At 59.0% G+C, this 14580-nt stretch carries 11 protein-coding genes; all 11 read left to right on the top strand.

The features are described from left to right. Positions 1-89 precede the first annotated feature (89 nt). The 11 genes from J2R76_RS18265 to tssJ all read left to right on the top strand — a co-directional run bounded on the left by J2R76_RS18265 (position 90) and on the right by tssJ (position 14569). A complete protein-coding gene (locus J2R76_RS18265) occupies positions 90-842 on the top strand; it encodes a Ulp1 family isopeptidase (protein ID WP_253624457.1) in 753 nt (250 codons plus the stop codon). Between the two features lie 946 nt (positions 843-1788). Beyond that, positions 1789-2478, top strand: a complete 690-nt coding sequence (locus J2R76_RS18260) for a 50S ribosomal protein L11 methyltransferase (protein WP_253624456.1) — start codon at positions 1789-1791, stop codon at positions 2476-2478. 904 nt (positions 2479-3382) lie between these two features. Then, positions 3383-5014, top strand: a complete 1632-nt coding sequence (tssA, locus tag J2R76_RS18255; RefSeq protein ID WP_253624455.1) for a type VI secretion system protein TssA — start codon at positions 3383-3385, stop codon at positions 5012-5014. 38 nt (positions 5015-5052) lie between these two features. Next, the gene (tssB, locus tag J2R76_RS18250; RefSeq protein ID WP_253624454.1) at positions 5053-5544 is read left to right on the top strand and encodes a type VI secretion system contractile sheath small subunit; all 492 of its coding nucleotides are present in this window, start codon (positions 5053-5055) and stop codon (positions 5542-5544) included. Between the two features lie 34 nt (positions 5545-5578). Next, positions 5579-7063, top strand: a complete 1485-nt coding sequence (tssC, locus tag J2R76_RS18245) for a type VI secretion system contractile sheath large subunit (RefSeq protein WP_253624453.1) — start codon at positions 5579-5581, stop codon at positions 7061-7063. 12 nt (positions 7064-7075) lie between these two features. Beyond that, a complete protein-coding gene (tssE, locus tag J2R76_RS18240; protein ID WP_253624452.1) occupies positions 7076-7471 on the top strand; it encodes a type VI secretion system baseplate subunit TssE in 396 nt (131 codons plus the stop codon). A gap of 7 nt (positions 7472-7478) precedes the next feature. Then, a complete protein-coding gene (gene tssF, locus J2R76_RS18235; RefSeq protein ID WP_253624451.1) occupies positions 7479-9227 on the top strand; it encodes a type VI secretion system baseplate subunit TssF in 1749 nt (582 codons plus the stop codon). After that, positions 9191-10177 carry a type VI secretion system baseplate subunit TssG gene (gene tssG, locus J2R76_RS18230; protein ID WP_253624450.1) on the top strand — a complete coding sequence of 329 codons (987 nt, stop codon included), beginning with the start codon at positions 9191-9193 and terminating at the stop codon, positions 10175-10177. The genes tssF and tssG overlap by 37 nt, the downstream gene beginning before the upstream one ends. A gap of 496 nt (positions 10178-10673) precedes the next feature. Next, positions 10674-11120 (top strand): papain-like cysteine protease family protein, encoded by a 447-nt coding sequence (locus tag J2R76_RS41010; RefSeq protein ID WP_375166574.1) that lies wholly within the window; start codon positions 10674-10676, stop codon positions 11118-11120. Between the two features lie 1215 nt (positions 11121-12335). After that, on the top strand, positions 12336-14060 hold the full coding sequence (locus J2R76_RS18220) for a type VI secretion system-associated FHA domain protein (RefSeq protein WP_253624448.1): 1725 nt from the start codon (positions 12336-12338) through the stop codon (positions 14058-14060). Further along, positions 14060-14569, top strand: coding sequence for a type VI secretion system lipoprotein TssJ (tssJ, locus tag J2R76_RS18215; protein WP_253624447.1), 510 nt, complete (start codon positions 14060-14062; stop codon positions 14567-14569). Before J2R76_RS18220 ends, tssJ begins: the two co-directional genes overlap by 1 nt. Positions 14570-14580: the final 11 nt, after the last annotated feature.

Here is a 14580-nt window from a genome sequence, read left to right as displayed (position 1 = left end):
TTGAATCTCACCAGCCAGTCGTGGCGGGCATCGATAGCTTCCCGAGACATGGCGAAGAATCATCATCGACCACGGCTATGACGTCCGCGATGCCGGTGAAGGATGGCAAAGGCCGTGGACTGTGGCGGTATTTTAAGTCCGGACTGTCCAAAGCGTTCCGAGGGAGCCGTCGCGAAAACTCGTCGGCCCGTCTGGATCAGCCGGATGGACAGGCCTCCGGATCCGGCGTCCGAGTGCGGGCTCCGCCGGTGCTTCAGCGCAGCTGGCTAACTGACGAGCATATCAGGGCGGATTACACGCTCCTGGAGCGGGAGCTGCAGAGGGAACATCCGGATCTGGCTGCTCGGATGCGGCTGCTGCGGCCGGCGCAAGCCCAAATGCTGCGCTTGAACCACGACGCGGCCGAATTGCTGTTAGCCGTGCAAGGAATCGTCTACGACGAGGATGAGAACGATACTGCCGACTTCCTGTTCGTGCCAGTGAACAATGGTAGAGGTGTCAAGGCCGATGACGGCTACCACTGGTCACTACTGCTCCTTGATCGCCGCAATCGGGAGGACGTAGTTGCCTATCACTACGACTCCTCCGGGAAATCTAACATCGCTAGCGCAGAACAGCTCGCGGAAAACCTTGGCGCCAACCTTCAGTCCGCCCCCATGGCCCAACAGCGGAACAATTATGACTGCGGCGTCTTTGTGGTAGACGGCACACGGGCGCTGGCGAGACGATTGGCGGAAGGAGAGCGGCCTGAGTCGCTTCACCTCGACAACCTCGTCGCCGATCGGCGGGCACTCCAGGATCGACTGAGCGGTCGTGCGCATTCGCGACGCCCTACTCGCTGATGCCTGGGCGCGTCCGGCAGGTGCTGCTCAAACTCCGCTTGCGGCTGTTCCGCGGCTGTATTGGATGCGGCCGAATCATGATCAGCCTGGTTGATAGCGTTCAATCGGTCCACGATCTCGTCCGCCAGCATAGCTCTCTGGCTCCTCGCTACTCATGTTAGCTTTCCAAAACTTGACGTGACCGCCGGTCAGGTAAAAATGAACGGGGTCCTGAAGGTGCCTGCTCTAAGGCGTTGCAACGTGAGTCGGGGCGCAAAGAGAAATTTGTGAAAAAAGGGGGACGGTTGATGAGTTGAGTTGCAAGAGGAGTATGTCGCTCCATTAATGATCGTCTTTTCAGATTTCAGTTGCGGCGATCGGCGCTGTGATTGGGGCGACCGGTATGATCGACGAGTTTTTGATCGTCGTAGGCCAGCGTAGGGTAAAATATCACTTCCTTAAGATCAGCTAGTAGATAGGTATTTGGAGCGGCATCAAAATCGTGAATTGCACGAAGTCTTGTGCGTTCCCGACGAGCTTTCGTTGGCGCGTCAGTTAAAGGTCGCAACTTCTGACGTCTGGTCAATCCCGCCGTGAGAATTGCGACACGAAGTCAATTCATACACCAACCCGGTTAGAGGTGTTGGGTTTGCGACACTGGCGCGACACGCTCGCTGGGGCGACAGAACATCCGAGCGCCTGCCGGCTGCCGTTCTCTAGGGAACATCAGAAGCCGAGCGCGCTCTAAATGCTGATGGCACGGCCGTTGCTTTGGAGGCGACGAGTCAGTGAAGGCGCGAAGTGCATTCAGACACGATGGGACAAACCATGCTCGCAACTTCTTTAAAACGGGCCCCGTACAGAGCACCGAGCCTGCGACAGCTACCGTACTCGCTCAACAGGCGATCCGTTGATCGGATGGGACGGCGATGAGGCGGCGCGCTCGCGAGTGAATTGGAAAGTTAAAATGACCGTCCCCCTAGCCATATCGGTGCGACGCCAAACCACCGATGTAGACGCAATGATCGCTGATCTCCGGTCGTGCGAACACCCGCATGATGTAGAGGTGTGCGGTATGCTCTTGCACATTTTGCCTGGTGTTCTATCGCCACGCCTAAGTCACGCTCCCGATGCCTTGGTATCGAAGTGGCACATCCAATCTGGAGCGACAGTATTGGATCTGGGATGCGGATCAGGCGTGCTGGGCCTGGCGGCACTCCGCGCTGGGGCAGAACGCTTGGTGGCTCTCGACATTAATCCACAAGCCGTTCTTACCACAAAGACGAACATCGAGCGGTTAGGTTATTCCGATCAGGCAGAAGTGCGCCTCAGTGACGTTTATTCTGCGCTGCAGCCTCAAGAAAGGTTCGACCTTATTCTGTTTGCCGCCCCGTACTGGAACCGAAAGGCAAACGACGACCTGGAGCGCTCCTGCTTTGACGAAGGTCACAGCACTATGGCCTCAGCTCTGGGGAGAGCGCATAACTGGCTCACTTCCAATGGCCTGATGTATGTCGTCTTTTCCGATCAGGGAGATGTTGGGCGCGTCGTGAACTTGATCGATGAGAGTAAGCTGCGTGTTAGAAACATGCATGTCTTCCGGCCATCGATCGAAGGAGGACATATCCGTATCATCTGGGAACTCACGGCTCGGTGAAGGCTCTTCGGGCGGCGAAGCCCTCCCAATCCCGACCTCTGGTCAAACCCCTTGCTATCACCTCAAGCTCGGGTGAATTGAAGGAATGGGCCGACTGCTCGGGTGCCCGTTGCGCGACCTGCCGACGGGGCATACGCGAGCATCCGCGACTGGGTTGGACGCGACAGCCGCCGGCTCGCCAAATTGGATGTTCTTGCCAAACATATGTATGATCGCTTGATTGTCTCAAATTGCTCAAAGGATGCCACCGACCGGATTAAGTGAATTTATGAGAGCCCGGCGGTTGGCCAATGGCTTTATTGCGTCCAGCGACCCAATAACGCGTAAGACCGCGCGTACAATCTTGCAGTTGATTCTGTGACAGCTCAATCATGTGTAGGTCGATGTCATTGATGATCATAGGTCAAACGAGTTCGTCCGATGCACGGCAATCCGAGATCGCACGGTTTGTGGGAGCTGACGGCGCCAGCGCCGCCGTCTACGGATCCTCCTGTCGGTGATGCGCAAGCCGATGTCGTTGTGATCTTAAAGTCGTGTACGACGTGAGATGTTCCAACGACGATCCATCGACGTAGCGAGTTGAAAATCCTCGCCTCATCTTCTTTCAAAGTTTCCCGAGGCTGGCGCGCGGCGCATTTTGCCTGAGCCATGGCCCCTTCAGGCCAATGACTGAGCCGACCCAACAGCCACCACCTCTGATGTCGGGTTTACAACATGCTGTCGAGGCCGTGACGCCTCGAATTGATAAAATCGCTTTTTACTAATCAAGCCATTGCAATTGGCATAAGGCTTGAAGGAGGTGAAGGCGAAAGGCGGACGTCATCCAGCAGCGCTTGCGCAAGGACGGTAGTGATGGCTTACAAGGGTGTCGCCTCTCGGCTTATTGTATGCGGCGGGTACGACGTTGACTTTCCGCCATCCGTCGCAGTGCGTGTTCGCGTATGGTTTTGTCACGGTGATTGATCACTGGGCGGCGGTTCGAGACGACATCGATGCGCGTGCGCAGCCCGGTGCCGCGCCTGTGCCGGGCCCCGTGCCCGCCGGCATCAATGTCCGTGGTGCGGCCGAATTTGAACAGCTCGAAACCGAGGTCCGGCGCATGGACGCCGACGGACCGACTGCGGTTGATTGGAGCAAAGTCAGCACGCTGTCGCTCCATATCCTGTCGAATCAGTCAAAGGACCTTTTGGTGGTCTGTTGGGCCACCTATGGTCTGTTCCGGACCGGAGGATACCAGGGCCTTGCGATCGGCCTAGGCGTTTTGCGCGGCATGGTGGAAGCACATTGGGAGGGGCTCTTTCCGCCGATCAAGCGGGAACGGGCGCGGGTCGGAGCGATCGATTGGCTCGTTGGTCGCGTTGGGCCGGAGGTGGCCGAGAATGTGCCGATCGAAACTGAATATCCGGCAGTGCTCGCTGCCTATGAGGCGCTTGACAATCTCGACAGCCAGCTGCGCGACAAGCTGGTCAATGAGCAAGCCTCTTTGGGCGAGTTGTTGAGGGCTCTGCGGCCGCACTACGAAGAAGCCAAGCGCGCAACCGCCGTGCCCTTGGAACGTACGGCGGAGGCGGCCCGAGCTGTCGAGCAGGCCGGCGTCGCCCCGGCGGAATCCACTTCGCCGGTTGAGGTGGCACGACCGGTTGGCGCCGACGGCGACTGGGCCGGCTTGATCGACCACTTGCCTGATATGCTGCGGCTAGCTTCGGCCGCCCGGCGCGTCACGTCCCCCACAGACCCGACGGTCTATCTGCTCAATCGTGTCGGCTCCTGGATGCGCTTTGAAGCCCTGCCGCCGGATACGGGCGGCCGCACAACGATATTTGCACCTGCGGACAATATCGCAGCGTTGGAAACCAAAATAGCGGCCGGTCAGCACGCCGATGTCTTGAATTTGGCCGAAGAGATCGTCTGGATGTCACCGTTCTGGCTCGACGTTCACCGGCATGCCGCGAAAGCATTGCAGCAAATGGGGCCGCTCTTTGAGCCGGCGGCCGCGGCAGTGCGCGCAAGCCTAGCCCTGCTGGTCACACGCTATCCGCGGATCTTGACGTTTCAGTTCAATGACGGACGGGCGTTCGCGGATGAGGAAACGCGCGCCTGGGCTGCCGTCGGTGGTGCGGACGTGTCGCCGGGCCGTGATCCTGCCGACGAAGCGGTTGTTGAGGCACATAAGCTGGTTGGCGATGGGCAGCCTCAGGCTGCCCTCGAGAAGCTGTCACGTGCGCTGGATGGCGCAAGCGGAGAACGAGCGCGGTTCGTGGGCCAGCTTGCGCAAGCACGTTTCTGCATCGAAACCGGCTTCGTGACGACCGCCGTCCCGCTGCTCGAGCACATGGAAGAGGTGATCGCCGAGCGCAATCTCGAACGCTGGGAGCCTCGGCTTGCGCTCGACGTCGCCGAATTGCGCTTTCGCGCAATGACCCATTCCGACTCTCAGCAATTGATTGACGAGCCGCGCCGTTGCGCCGTGCTCGAACAAATCCGAAAGAGGGTCGCTAGCATCGATATCGCACGGGAGAGCCAGCTTGGTCGCTAGCTGACTTAATCAAGGCAGAGTCTTAAACAGGAGCTGATATGGCACAGGAAAGCTCGGTTGCTCCAAAGGAGCGCATCAACATCCGCTTCAAGCCGGCAACCGGCAACCTCAAGGAGGATGTCGAGCTGCCGCTCAAATTGCTGGTTCTGGGTGACTTCACCGGACAGGCCGATGACCGCCCGATTGAACAGCGCGAGCTCGTTAATATCGACAAGGACAATTTTAACGAGGTTGTCAAAAGCCAGCATCTGACTCTTCATATCTCCGCCGAGAATAAGCTCGACGATCAGCCTGAGGCTGGCAAGCTGTCGGTGTCGCTGCAGTTTCAGAGCCTCAAGGATTTCGAACCCGAGCGTATCGTGCAGCAAATCCCCGAACTGCGCGCTTTGACCGAATTGCGCGCAGCACTGATCACCCTGAAAAGCCCGCTCGGCAACGTGCCGGGCTTCCGCAAAGCCATTCAAAATTTGCTCGAAGACCACGGCGCGCGGCCGCAGCTCTTGAGCGAGCTCACCAGCAAGAGCGAGTGAGCGGACCAACGAGCCGTTTTGAGGCGAGGGCGCTATGACCGACACAAGTGCGCAGCAGCCGGCCGAAGTCACCACCCCGACCACTGAGCTTTCGCTGCTGGATCAGGTCCTCCTTGAGACCAGGATGAGTCCGCGCGACGAGGGTTACGACCTCGCTCGCCGCGGCGTCGCAGCTTTCCTCGCCGAGCTCATGAAACCGAGCCGCGCCGACGAGCAGGTCAACAACGGCCTCGTCGATCGGATGATCGCCGAAATCGATCGCAAAATCTCGGCCCAGCTCGACGATGTGCTGCACACGGACGAGTTCCAGGCGCTCGAGTCAGCCTGGCGCGGGCTGAAATTCATGGTCGATCGCACCGACTTCCGCCAGAACATCAAGGTCGAAATCCTCAGCGTCAGCAAGGATGAACTGCTCACCGACTTCGAGGACAGTCCCGAGATCGTCAAGTCCGGCCTGTACAAGCAGGTCTACACAGCAGAGTACGGCCAGTTCGGCGGCCAGCCTGTCGCCGCCATGATATCGGCCTACGAGTTTGGCCGTGGCAGCCAGGACGTCAAGCTGATGCGGTACATGAGCGCAGTGGCCGCCATGTCGCATGCACCAGTCATAGCTTCTGCTGCACCGGACATGTTCGGCGTCGAACGTTACGAGGAGATCGCGGGTCTGAAGGACCTGCAATCGGTGTTCCAGGGACCAAAATATGCCAAGTGGAACTCGTTCCGCGAAAGCGAGGACGCTCGTTATTTTGGCCTGACGCTGCCGCGCTTTCTGCTGCGCTTGCCCTATGGTCCAGAGACGGTTCCAGTGAAGGACTTTAATTACCAGGAGGCCTCGGACGGCGAAACCGACAACTACCTCTGGGGCAACGCTGCCTTTGCCTTTGCGACGCGCTTAGCGGAAAGCTTCGCCAAGTATCGCTGGTGCCCGAACATCATCGGCCCCCAGTCTGGCGGCGCGGTTGAGGATCTCAATCTGCATACCTATGAGGCAATGGGACAATTGCAGACCAAGGTGCCGACTGAGGTGCTCATCTCGGACCGGCGCGAGTTCGAACTAGCCGAGCAGGGCTTCATCGCGCTGACCATGCGCAAGGGCTCCGACAATGCAGCTTTCTTCTCGGCTAATTCCGTGCAAAAGCCGAAATATTTCGGGAACACCCAGGAAGGCAAGGCGGCCGAACTCAACTACAAGCTCGGTAGCCAGCTGCCCTATATGTTCATCATCAATCGTTTCGCCCACTACATCAAAGTGCTGCAACGCGAGAACATCGGCTCCTGGAAGAGCAGGCAAGAGCTGCAAGGCGAGCTGAACAACTGGATCCATCAGTATGTCGCCGATCAAGAGAATCCGTCGGCAGAGGTGCGCTCGCGGCGGCCTTTGCGAAAGGCGGAGATCATCGTCGAGGACATCGAAGGTGAACCGGGCTGGTATCGCGTCGGCATCGCCGTCGTTCCACATTTGAAGTACATGGGCGCAGATTTTGCTTTGACGCTCAAAGGTAAGCTCGACAAGAAATAATGGTGGTAGGCGATGTTCGACCGCAGCCTTATGGAGCGCTTGGAGGACGGCGCGGCGACCCATCGGGTGTCGTTCGACCGTTTCCGGGCAAGCGTTCTGGAAAACCTGCGTCGGGTTCTGAACTCGCGCCAGGGCTGCTGCGAAACACGGCCGGACCTCGGCATGCCCGACCTTAACGAGGCGGTCGGGCAGGGAGCCGACGCAGTACGCGCGCTCGCCCGTTCGCTCAAGCAGCAGATCGAGACATTTGAGCCCCGCTTGAAGAATGTGTCGATACGCTTTCATGCCGATCCCGACAACCCGCTGCAGCTGAGCTTTCACGTCAACGCGACGCTCGATTATGACGACCAGATGGAGCCAATTTCCTTCGATGCGATCTGCGACAAGCACGTTCGGATAAGGGGCTGAGGCGGCGGTGGCCCTTAATCCCTATTACGAGGACGAACTCTCCTATTTGCGCGAGCTCGGCGCTGACTTCGCGTTGGCCAATCCGAAGCTTGCGCCCTTTCTCGGGCAGGATGCGACCGATCCCGACGTCGAGCGGTTGCTCGAAGGCTTCGCCTTCCTTGTCGCGCGGCTTCGCCAAAAGCTCGATGACGAATTTCCCGAATTCGTCCACGGCCTGTTGCGGATGGTGTGGCCGCAATATCTTCAAGCCCTGCCGCCCATCACGACCCTATCTTTTGCCTTGAAGTCATCGGCGAGCGCCGCGAGCCTGAACGTGCCGGCCGGCACGAGCGTGCGTTCGCGGCCGATTGAAGGAACGAACTGCACGTTCGTCACCTGCTACCCAATTGACGTGCTGCCGCTTGAGATGATTGATGTCCAGCTCGAGAACCGGACGAGTTCCGCTCGCCTTACCTTGGATATCAAAGCAACCGGCCAGCAAAACCTGTCATGTCTTAAAAAGGGTCGGCTCCGTCTTTTCTTCTCGACCGAACGAGAGCCGCAAGTGGGACGCTGCCTATTGGCATGGCTGTGCCGTCACGCCTCGCAGGGAACTGTGAGCGTGGCCGATCGACAGGTCGCCGCAATCGGCTCAGCACAGATCGCGCCTGTCGGCTTTAGCGATGACGAGGCGGTTTTGCCCTGGCCGCACAACGCTTTCTCAGGGTTCCGGATCATTCAGGAGTATCTGAGCTATCCGTCGAAATTTCTCTACGTCGAATTATCTGGTCTTGAGCCGCTTGCAGGCCACACGGAGACTGAGTGCAGGCTCACCTTCGAGTTTCGGCGCCCGTTCCCCGCCCAGTTGCGCGTCGGCAAAGGTCAGATTTGCTTGAACTGCACGCCGGCAATCAATGTCTTCAGCCATGAGGCCTCGCCAATTCGGCTGAATCGGACCAAGACCGAATACCGCGTACTTGCCTCGGGAGGGCCAAACTTCACCATCCGGTCCGTCGATGATGTGACCGGCTATGTCCAAGGCCGTCCCGAACGCATCGAGTTCGAGCCATTCGACCTGTTGCGCCACGATCTGCCGGGCGCCGAGCGCAACCGCGCCTACTTTCGCGAGCGTATCCGGCCGGCGGTGGTCGGCCGGGGCGTCGATCACTACGTGAGCTTCGTTGACCGGCTCGACATCGGCCAACATCCGCCGATCGACGTCGCATCCCTGCAATTGACCTGCTCCAATGGACCCATTGCTGACCGGTTACCCATCGGTAGCGTGGATCTGCCGACCTCTGATACACCTCGCTCGGTGACCTTCTCCAACATCACAGCGGTCGTTGCAGAGGTGCCGCCACCGGTCAGCGATGGCTTGTTGCGGCGGTTGACGGCCAATCTGGCGCGCAACTACGGAGCGATGGCTAACGTCGATGCGTTGCGGACTGTGCTTGCCAGCTACGAGTTCCGTGCAGTCTACGACGTTCAGGCGCGTCGTCGCCTGGAATTGTTGCTCGAAGGCCTCGATCAGTTCGTGAGCACGGACACCGATCACGTGGTGCGCGGCGCCCCGATCCGAATGCGAAATATCGAAATGGCCGTGATCGACAGCAAGATCGGGGGCGAGAGCGAATTGTTCCTGTTGGGAGCGGTACTCGACGCCTTCTTCGCGACGTTTGCCGGCATCAATATGCTGCACCGGTTTTCGGTTCGTGGCACGGAAAGCAACGCACACTACCTATGGCCAGCGAGAAGCGGATCGATGACGGCACTCTGACGACGCTCGACGAACGCGATGAGCTTTCGGCATTCGGGTTCTTTTCGCTCGTTGCGCATCTCGAGCGGCGCTTTAGCGACGCTCCCCCGATCGGATCCACCGTTGATCCCGCGCATGAGGCGGTGCGCTTCCGTGCAGCACCAACGCTTGGCTTTCCTGCCGAAGAGATCGCGGGAATCAGACAGGCCAAGGCCGCCGGCGAGCGCGTGGAGGTCAACGTCAACTTCCTCGGGCTGCATGGTCCCTCCTCGCCGCTGCCGCCCTTCTACACCGAACGGGTCATGCATGCAGACGGCATGGGATCGCTCAGCGATTTCTTTGATTTCTTCAATCACCGTCTGATCAGCCTGCTGCTGCGGATCTGGCGGTACCACCGTCACCATTTGCGGTTCGAGGAGGGCGCAACCGACGCGATCTCGGTGCTGATTGGCATGCTCTTTGGGCTCGTGCCCGGGAAAGACACAGCTAGGGAACGGGAATGGCGGGCGCGGCTACTGCCGCAGGCCGGCGTCCTTGCCTTATGCAGCCGGTCCGCCAAGCTTGTGGCCGGTGTGATTTCCAGCCATCTCAACATTTCAGCCCGGGTCGAGGAATTCATCTGGCGCGAGATCGACATTCCACGGCAGGCGCAGTGGCGCCTTGGCCGACCTGGTCTTGAGCTCGGCGTTGATACCCTTGCCGGTGAAACCATGCCGGACATCGTAGGCAAATTTCGGCTTTGCCTCGGCCCGCTCAACCAGCAGCAGTTTCGGTCACTGCTGCCCGGTTGCGAAACCCATGCCATCCTTTGCCGTCTCCTTAGCGTTATTCTGCGCGAACCCCTGGCATGGGATCTCCAGCTAGAATTGGCGCTCGGTCAGACACCGCAATGGACTCTGGGCGAAGGAGAGTTAGGTTGGACGACATGGATCGACCCGCCCAATGGAACCGGAAGCCTTGTTCTATTGTGATCGTTTTCGAGTCGTTCGGGTGAAGATCACTCGCGATGACAGGATACTGGACCATCATCGCGCGTTACGGATCATGGGCCAGAGTCGCAGTCAACCTGGTTAGACGTTACCATCGCGTGCTGGCTGCGGTCCAATGGCTTCCATGACCGAATGCCATGCCAGTGCACGAGACGACTCCTTACGACCGCCAGCACGCCGTCACCTGCACGCGCCCCTTGGATGCGGATGCAGAGAGCGCGGACTGGCGCGAGGTCGCGAAGATCATGTTGCGCATCGATCCGAGCCACGAGCCGGTGCGCGCCCGCCGGGCCCATGAGAGCCACCTCGTTCGCGCCAAGTGTGTGAGTAGGCATGGCCACCGGCGGTTGGCGCTAACGCCGTTCGGCACGCTATTTGCCACAGCTCGTTGGTAAATTTGGGGGAGTGCAGGGTGCCAAACGTAAAGCTGGATGTCCCGCTTGTCGGTCAACGACATGGCTATGACGGCCAATTAAACATGCGACGAGACTATGCCGGAAATGTACGACCGCATGGGAACCACAATTGTTGGTATGCTTGCGCTTGTATGCTGTCGTACTACTTTCGCCCAGGGCCTCGGCTGGGTCTACCTTCCGTTTGGCGGGCCGACATAGGCATCAATGGCTACCAGTTTGACTGGTTGGCGCGCACCGAAGGATTAGAGAGGCTCAGCCAGCCAGATGACGGATTTACGCGTGATTTTATTGCAGAAACGTTGATCGCACGAGGGCCAATCTGGGCTGCGCTGCGTCTGCCGTCAATCTCCGGGAACGAACCACCATGGAACGGGCATATAATAGTGCTGACTGGTCTGATAGAAGACATGTTGTGCTACAATGATCCGTCTTATCCAGCGCGTGGAGTGATCAACTTCGATAGTCTCTTGTTCGACGACCTTTTCGTCAAGAATCGCGACTGGCTGTGAAAACCCCCTCTGGACCGCAAGGCCTTCCGATAGCGAACGCCCGAGCGAAGACACCTCCTCCTGCTTTCGTATCCGATTGGCGACATGTAAGGCCAGAAGCCGTCGCCGAGGGCGCGATTGGTTGGCCGGGCATGGCGTGAAAGCACGCTGCTTTGGCCTCCCTTCATCGCATAGGATTGTCGGCAAGCCGGTTGCTGTGACGTGTGATGGCTAGGTTGCTTGGCCGTGACGCCCGGCGAGACAGCCAAGGCCTCGCTCAACACGTGCGCGCGGTCTTTTCAGCCGTCCGCGCAACTTTTCTGCGTTTGGCGCCGTCGCCTATATCGCAGCGTCGTGCACTCCGCGACGCCTAGACCTTGCCGTCCTAAAGCGGCTTTGCCTCGCCGTGAAGAGGACGAGAATGCGAACCTCGTGAAGCAGAAGCCGACCGGGCTCTACACTCGCACCGCATCTGCACTCTTTTTGGATAGCAACAAACTAAATCTGATCGCGGCAAAAAAAAGGTTTCCTATGTCGATGCCGTCGATATCGAACTCCAATATGCGAGCTCTGGGGTAGAATTCGGTGCGGCATCACGTCCGCAATAACTTGCCGGGGATAACGGACTTCTGTCCGCTCGTTTCAAGACGCAAGCACTGCCGTGTCGTCGAATCCACTGCCTGCCGCAAGCGGCGACGCATCTCTGGGGTCCCAAGTCGACGCCATATTGGCTCGACAAGTTGCCGCTGTCCGTTTGGTCAAGGATAGCGAGATGACATTGGGGCGGTGGTAGTCAAAAAAGTTGCTTGAGGGCGGCACCTTGTCCGGTGTCTGACGGCTGCACGAGCCTCTGTCAGTTTGAGAACAGCGGCGTCATTCGCCGGACCAGAGAGTCGTATTCCAATCAGTGGCTTAGATTGGAGGCGCAATTGGCACGACCGTTGCTACCGAAAGCTAGCAACACTAATTGGCGGAGTGCACGTAGATGCGTAAGATGACCGCGCTTCTTTGCTTGCGTTCGCATTCCTTGTTTCTGAGAGAGAAAGCCCCGCGCGGCGCCCGATACCGCTGAGCGCACGAAGAGACCTTCCTTTTCGCCTTGCGCAACCGGCGCATGAGACAATCGATCGGCCCAGCAACAATGCTCGTCAGTCGAAAGCAATGCTGCCGCCACGGCAATTCCAATGGGGCTTGCGGATGACCACGTGTGCCGGCGAGCAAGCCTGAAGGTGCAGGATGCATCTCACACTCGGAGTCCTCGGGGAGAATGCCGAGCCCTTGGGCCGCAACGCAAGGCAGGCGTTTGGACCGGAAGGGGGCTCCATCGGTCGCGGGCGCGGTTGCTACTGGCGGCTTCCAGATCCAACCAACACGCTGTCAGGACACCACGCGTTGATCGCATTCAATGGCATCGGTTTCACGATCACCGATACAAGCACCAATGGTGTGTACATCAACACGGTGGACGCACCGCTGGGACGCGGCAATACCACACCGCTAGCTGATGGCGATACGCTATACTTGGCGCATTACATCCTCTCGGTCATGATCGAGGACGATCCTGTCGAGGAACGTCAACGGCTAAGCTTGACGGGGTCGAAGGCGGTGCGTGTCGACCGTGCAACGCCGACGTCGTCGCCTCCTGCATTCACCCAAAAGTCCGCAACTGCAGCCGTTCCGACTGCCGGACCGTCGGTAAGCGATGCGCATCTTCCGCCCGAACCCTCAAGACTGACCGGCCCGCGCCAGATGTTATATTCAGCGGCACAATGTGAGCCGCAGGCACCTCATCCGCCATCCTTGCCTGGAGACAAGCCGCTCAGCAGCGACATCGAGGCTGTGGATCCGATACTGGCGGATCTTCCTCGGCGACCGTCGAGCGCTACTACGACCCAGAGGCCATCCTCGCACGCACAATCGGGAAATGTCGGATCAATTCTGTTGTCATCGGTCGACACGCCATTTGTCGAGCCATCCCAACCGCTGCCCTCCGCCTCCTCCAATGGCAGGAGTGTACTGCCGAATGGCCATCCTGCGCCAATCATCCCCGAGGATCTCGATCTTGGCGATCTATTGACGGGACCGGTCTCGTGCTGCATGGCGTCGGTGTCATCGCAGCGAACAAAAGCGCCCCTCAATGGGTCGAACGAAGCGCTCCGGATCGCGCCTAAGCCGACCGCCTCTTCTTTGACCAATCACTTCGGGAAATTGCCGAATTCCGGATCAAGGACGCCGCCGCCCGATGAGCGGGAGCTCGATCGGCTGCTGCTGAGACTGAAGGAAACCGCTGCGCCGCGCGTGGTCGGCGTTCCTGAGACAAGAAGCGCGACAAGGAGCGGTGCTCCGCCGTTGCCTGCGAGCCCTCCATCCGACACAGACGAATTGCAGGCGTTCTGGGATGCGCTCGGTTTCAATCCGGATCTTGTGCCGCCAGCACAGCGTCGAGAGTTTTTTGCCGAACTCGGCCATGCGGTCGCCGAGATGACGAACGGGCTGCATTCGATACTGGCGGCGTGGGCTATGCTCAAGAGTGAGTGCCAAATCAGGCCGACGCAGACACGCGCCGGGAATGACAACGCAGTACAGTTCACGGACAGCCGTCACGTCCTCCGCGAGGCGCTCGCAAAGGATCACGGATTCCGGTTGCTCTCCCGGTCGGTGCGCGCAGGCTTCGACGACATCAAGGCCAACGAGGTCGCGGCAATGGCCGCAATGAGAGGCGCGGTCAGCAATGTGCTCACGCACATGAGCCCCCAGCGTATCGAGAGCGACGGTGCAATCAGCGGGCTTTTCGGCGCTCGCATCAATAAGGCCAAGTTGTGGGACAGATTTGTGGAACTGCACGCATCGATGGTCAATGACATTGATCGAACCGCTCGCTCCTATGTCGCAGAAGAGTTTGCTCGAAGCTACGAAACGCAACGCTCAGAATCTGGCCGCATTGAAGGGAAGACGGCCTAATGGTGCCGCCGAATACAGCCCATCGGTTGTCCCAGATTGGCGGTGCGTTGCTGATGGCCGCTGTAGCCACCAATTGTTCGACTGACAAGACCGCCAAGACAACGCCGATAAAGTTCGTGATCGAGGCCGATGAATTCGTCAATCCGAACGCGCGCGGCAAGCCGTCGCCGGTCGTCGTCCGCATTTATGAACTGAGGTCGACGACCACCTTCACCCACGCGCAGTTTTTCGAGCTGTTCGACGATGACACCAAACGACTTGGGCCGGATCTGGTGGCCAAGCGCGAAGTCGAGCTGGCGCCTGGCGATAAGATGGACTTCGAGCGCGATACGCCGATCGAGACCCGAAATATCGGCGTAATCGCGGGCTTCCGCGCGGGCAACGATGCCCAGTGGCGCTCAACGGCCGAAATCAAGCCCGATCGTGACAACAGAATCTCGGTAAAATTGACTGCTCAAGCTGTCAGCATTGAGCACGAAGCCAGCCGAAACTGGTGGAAAATCCAATGACCGGTCCGTCG

It is taken from the genome of Bradyrhizobium sp. USDA 4532 (assembly GCF_024171315.1).
GTDB classification, from domain to species: Bacteria; Pseudomonadota; Alphaproteobacteria; order Rhizobiales; family Xanthobacteraceae; genus Bradyrhizobium; species Bradyrhizobium australafricanum.
This window is presented reverse-complemented; position numbering and strand designations above follow the sequence as displayed.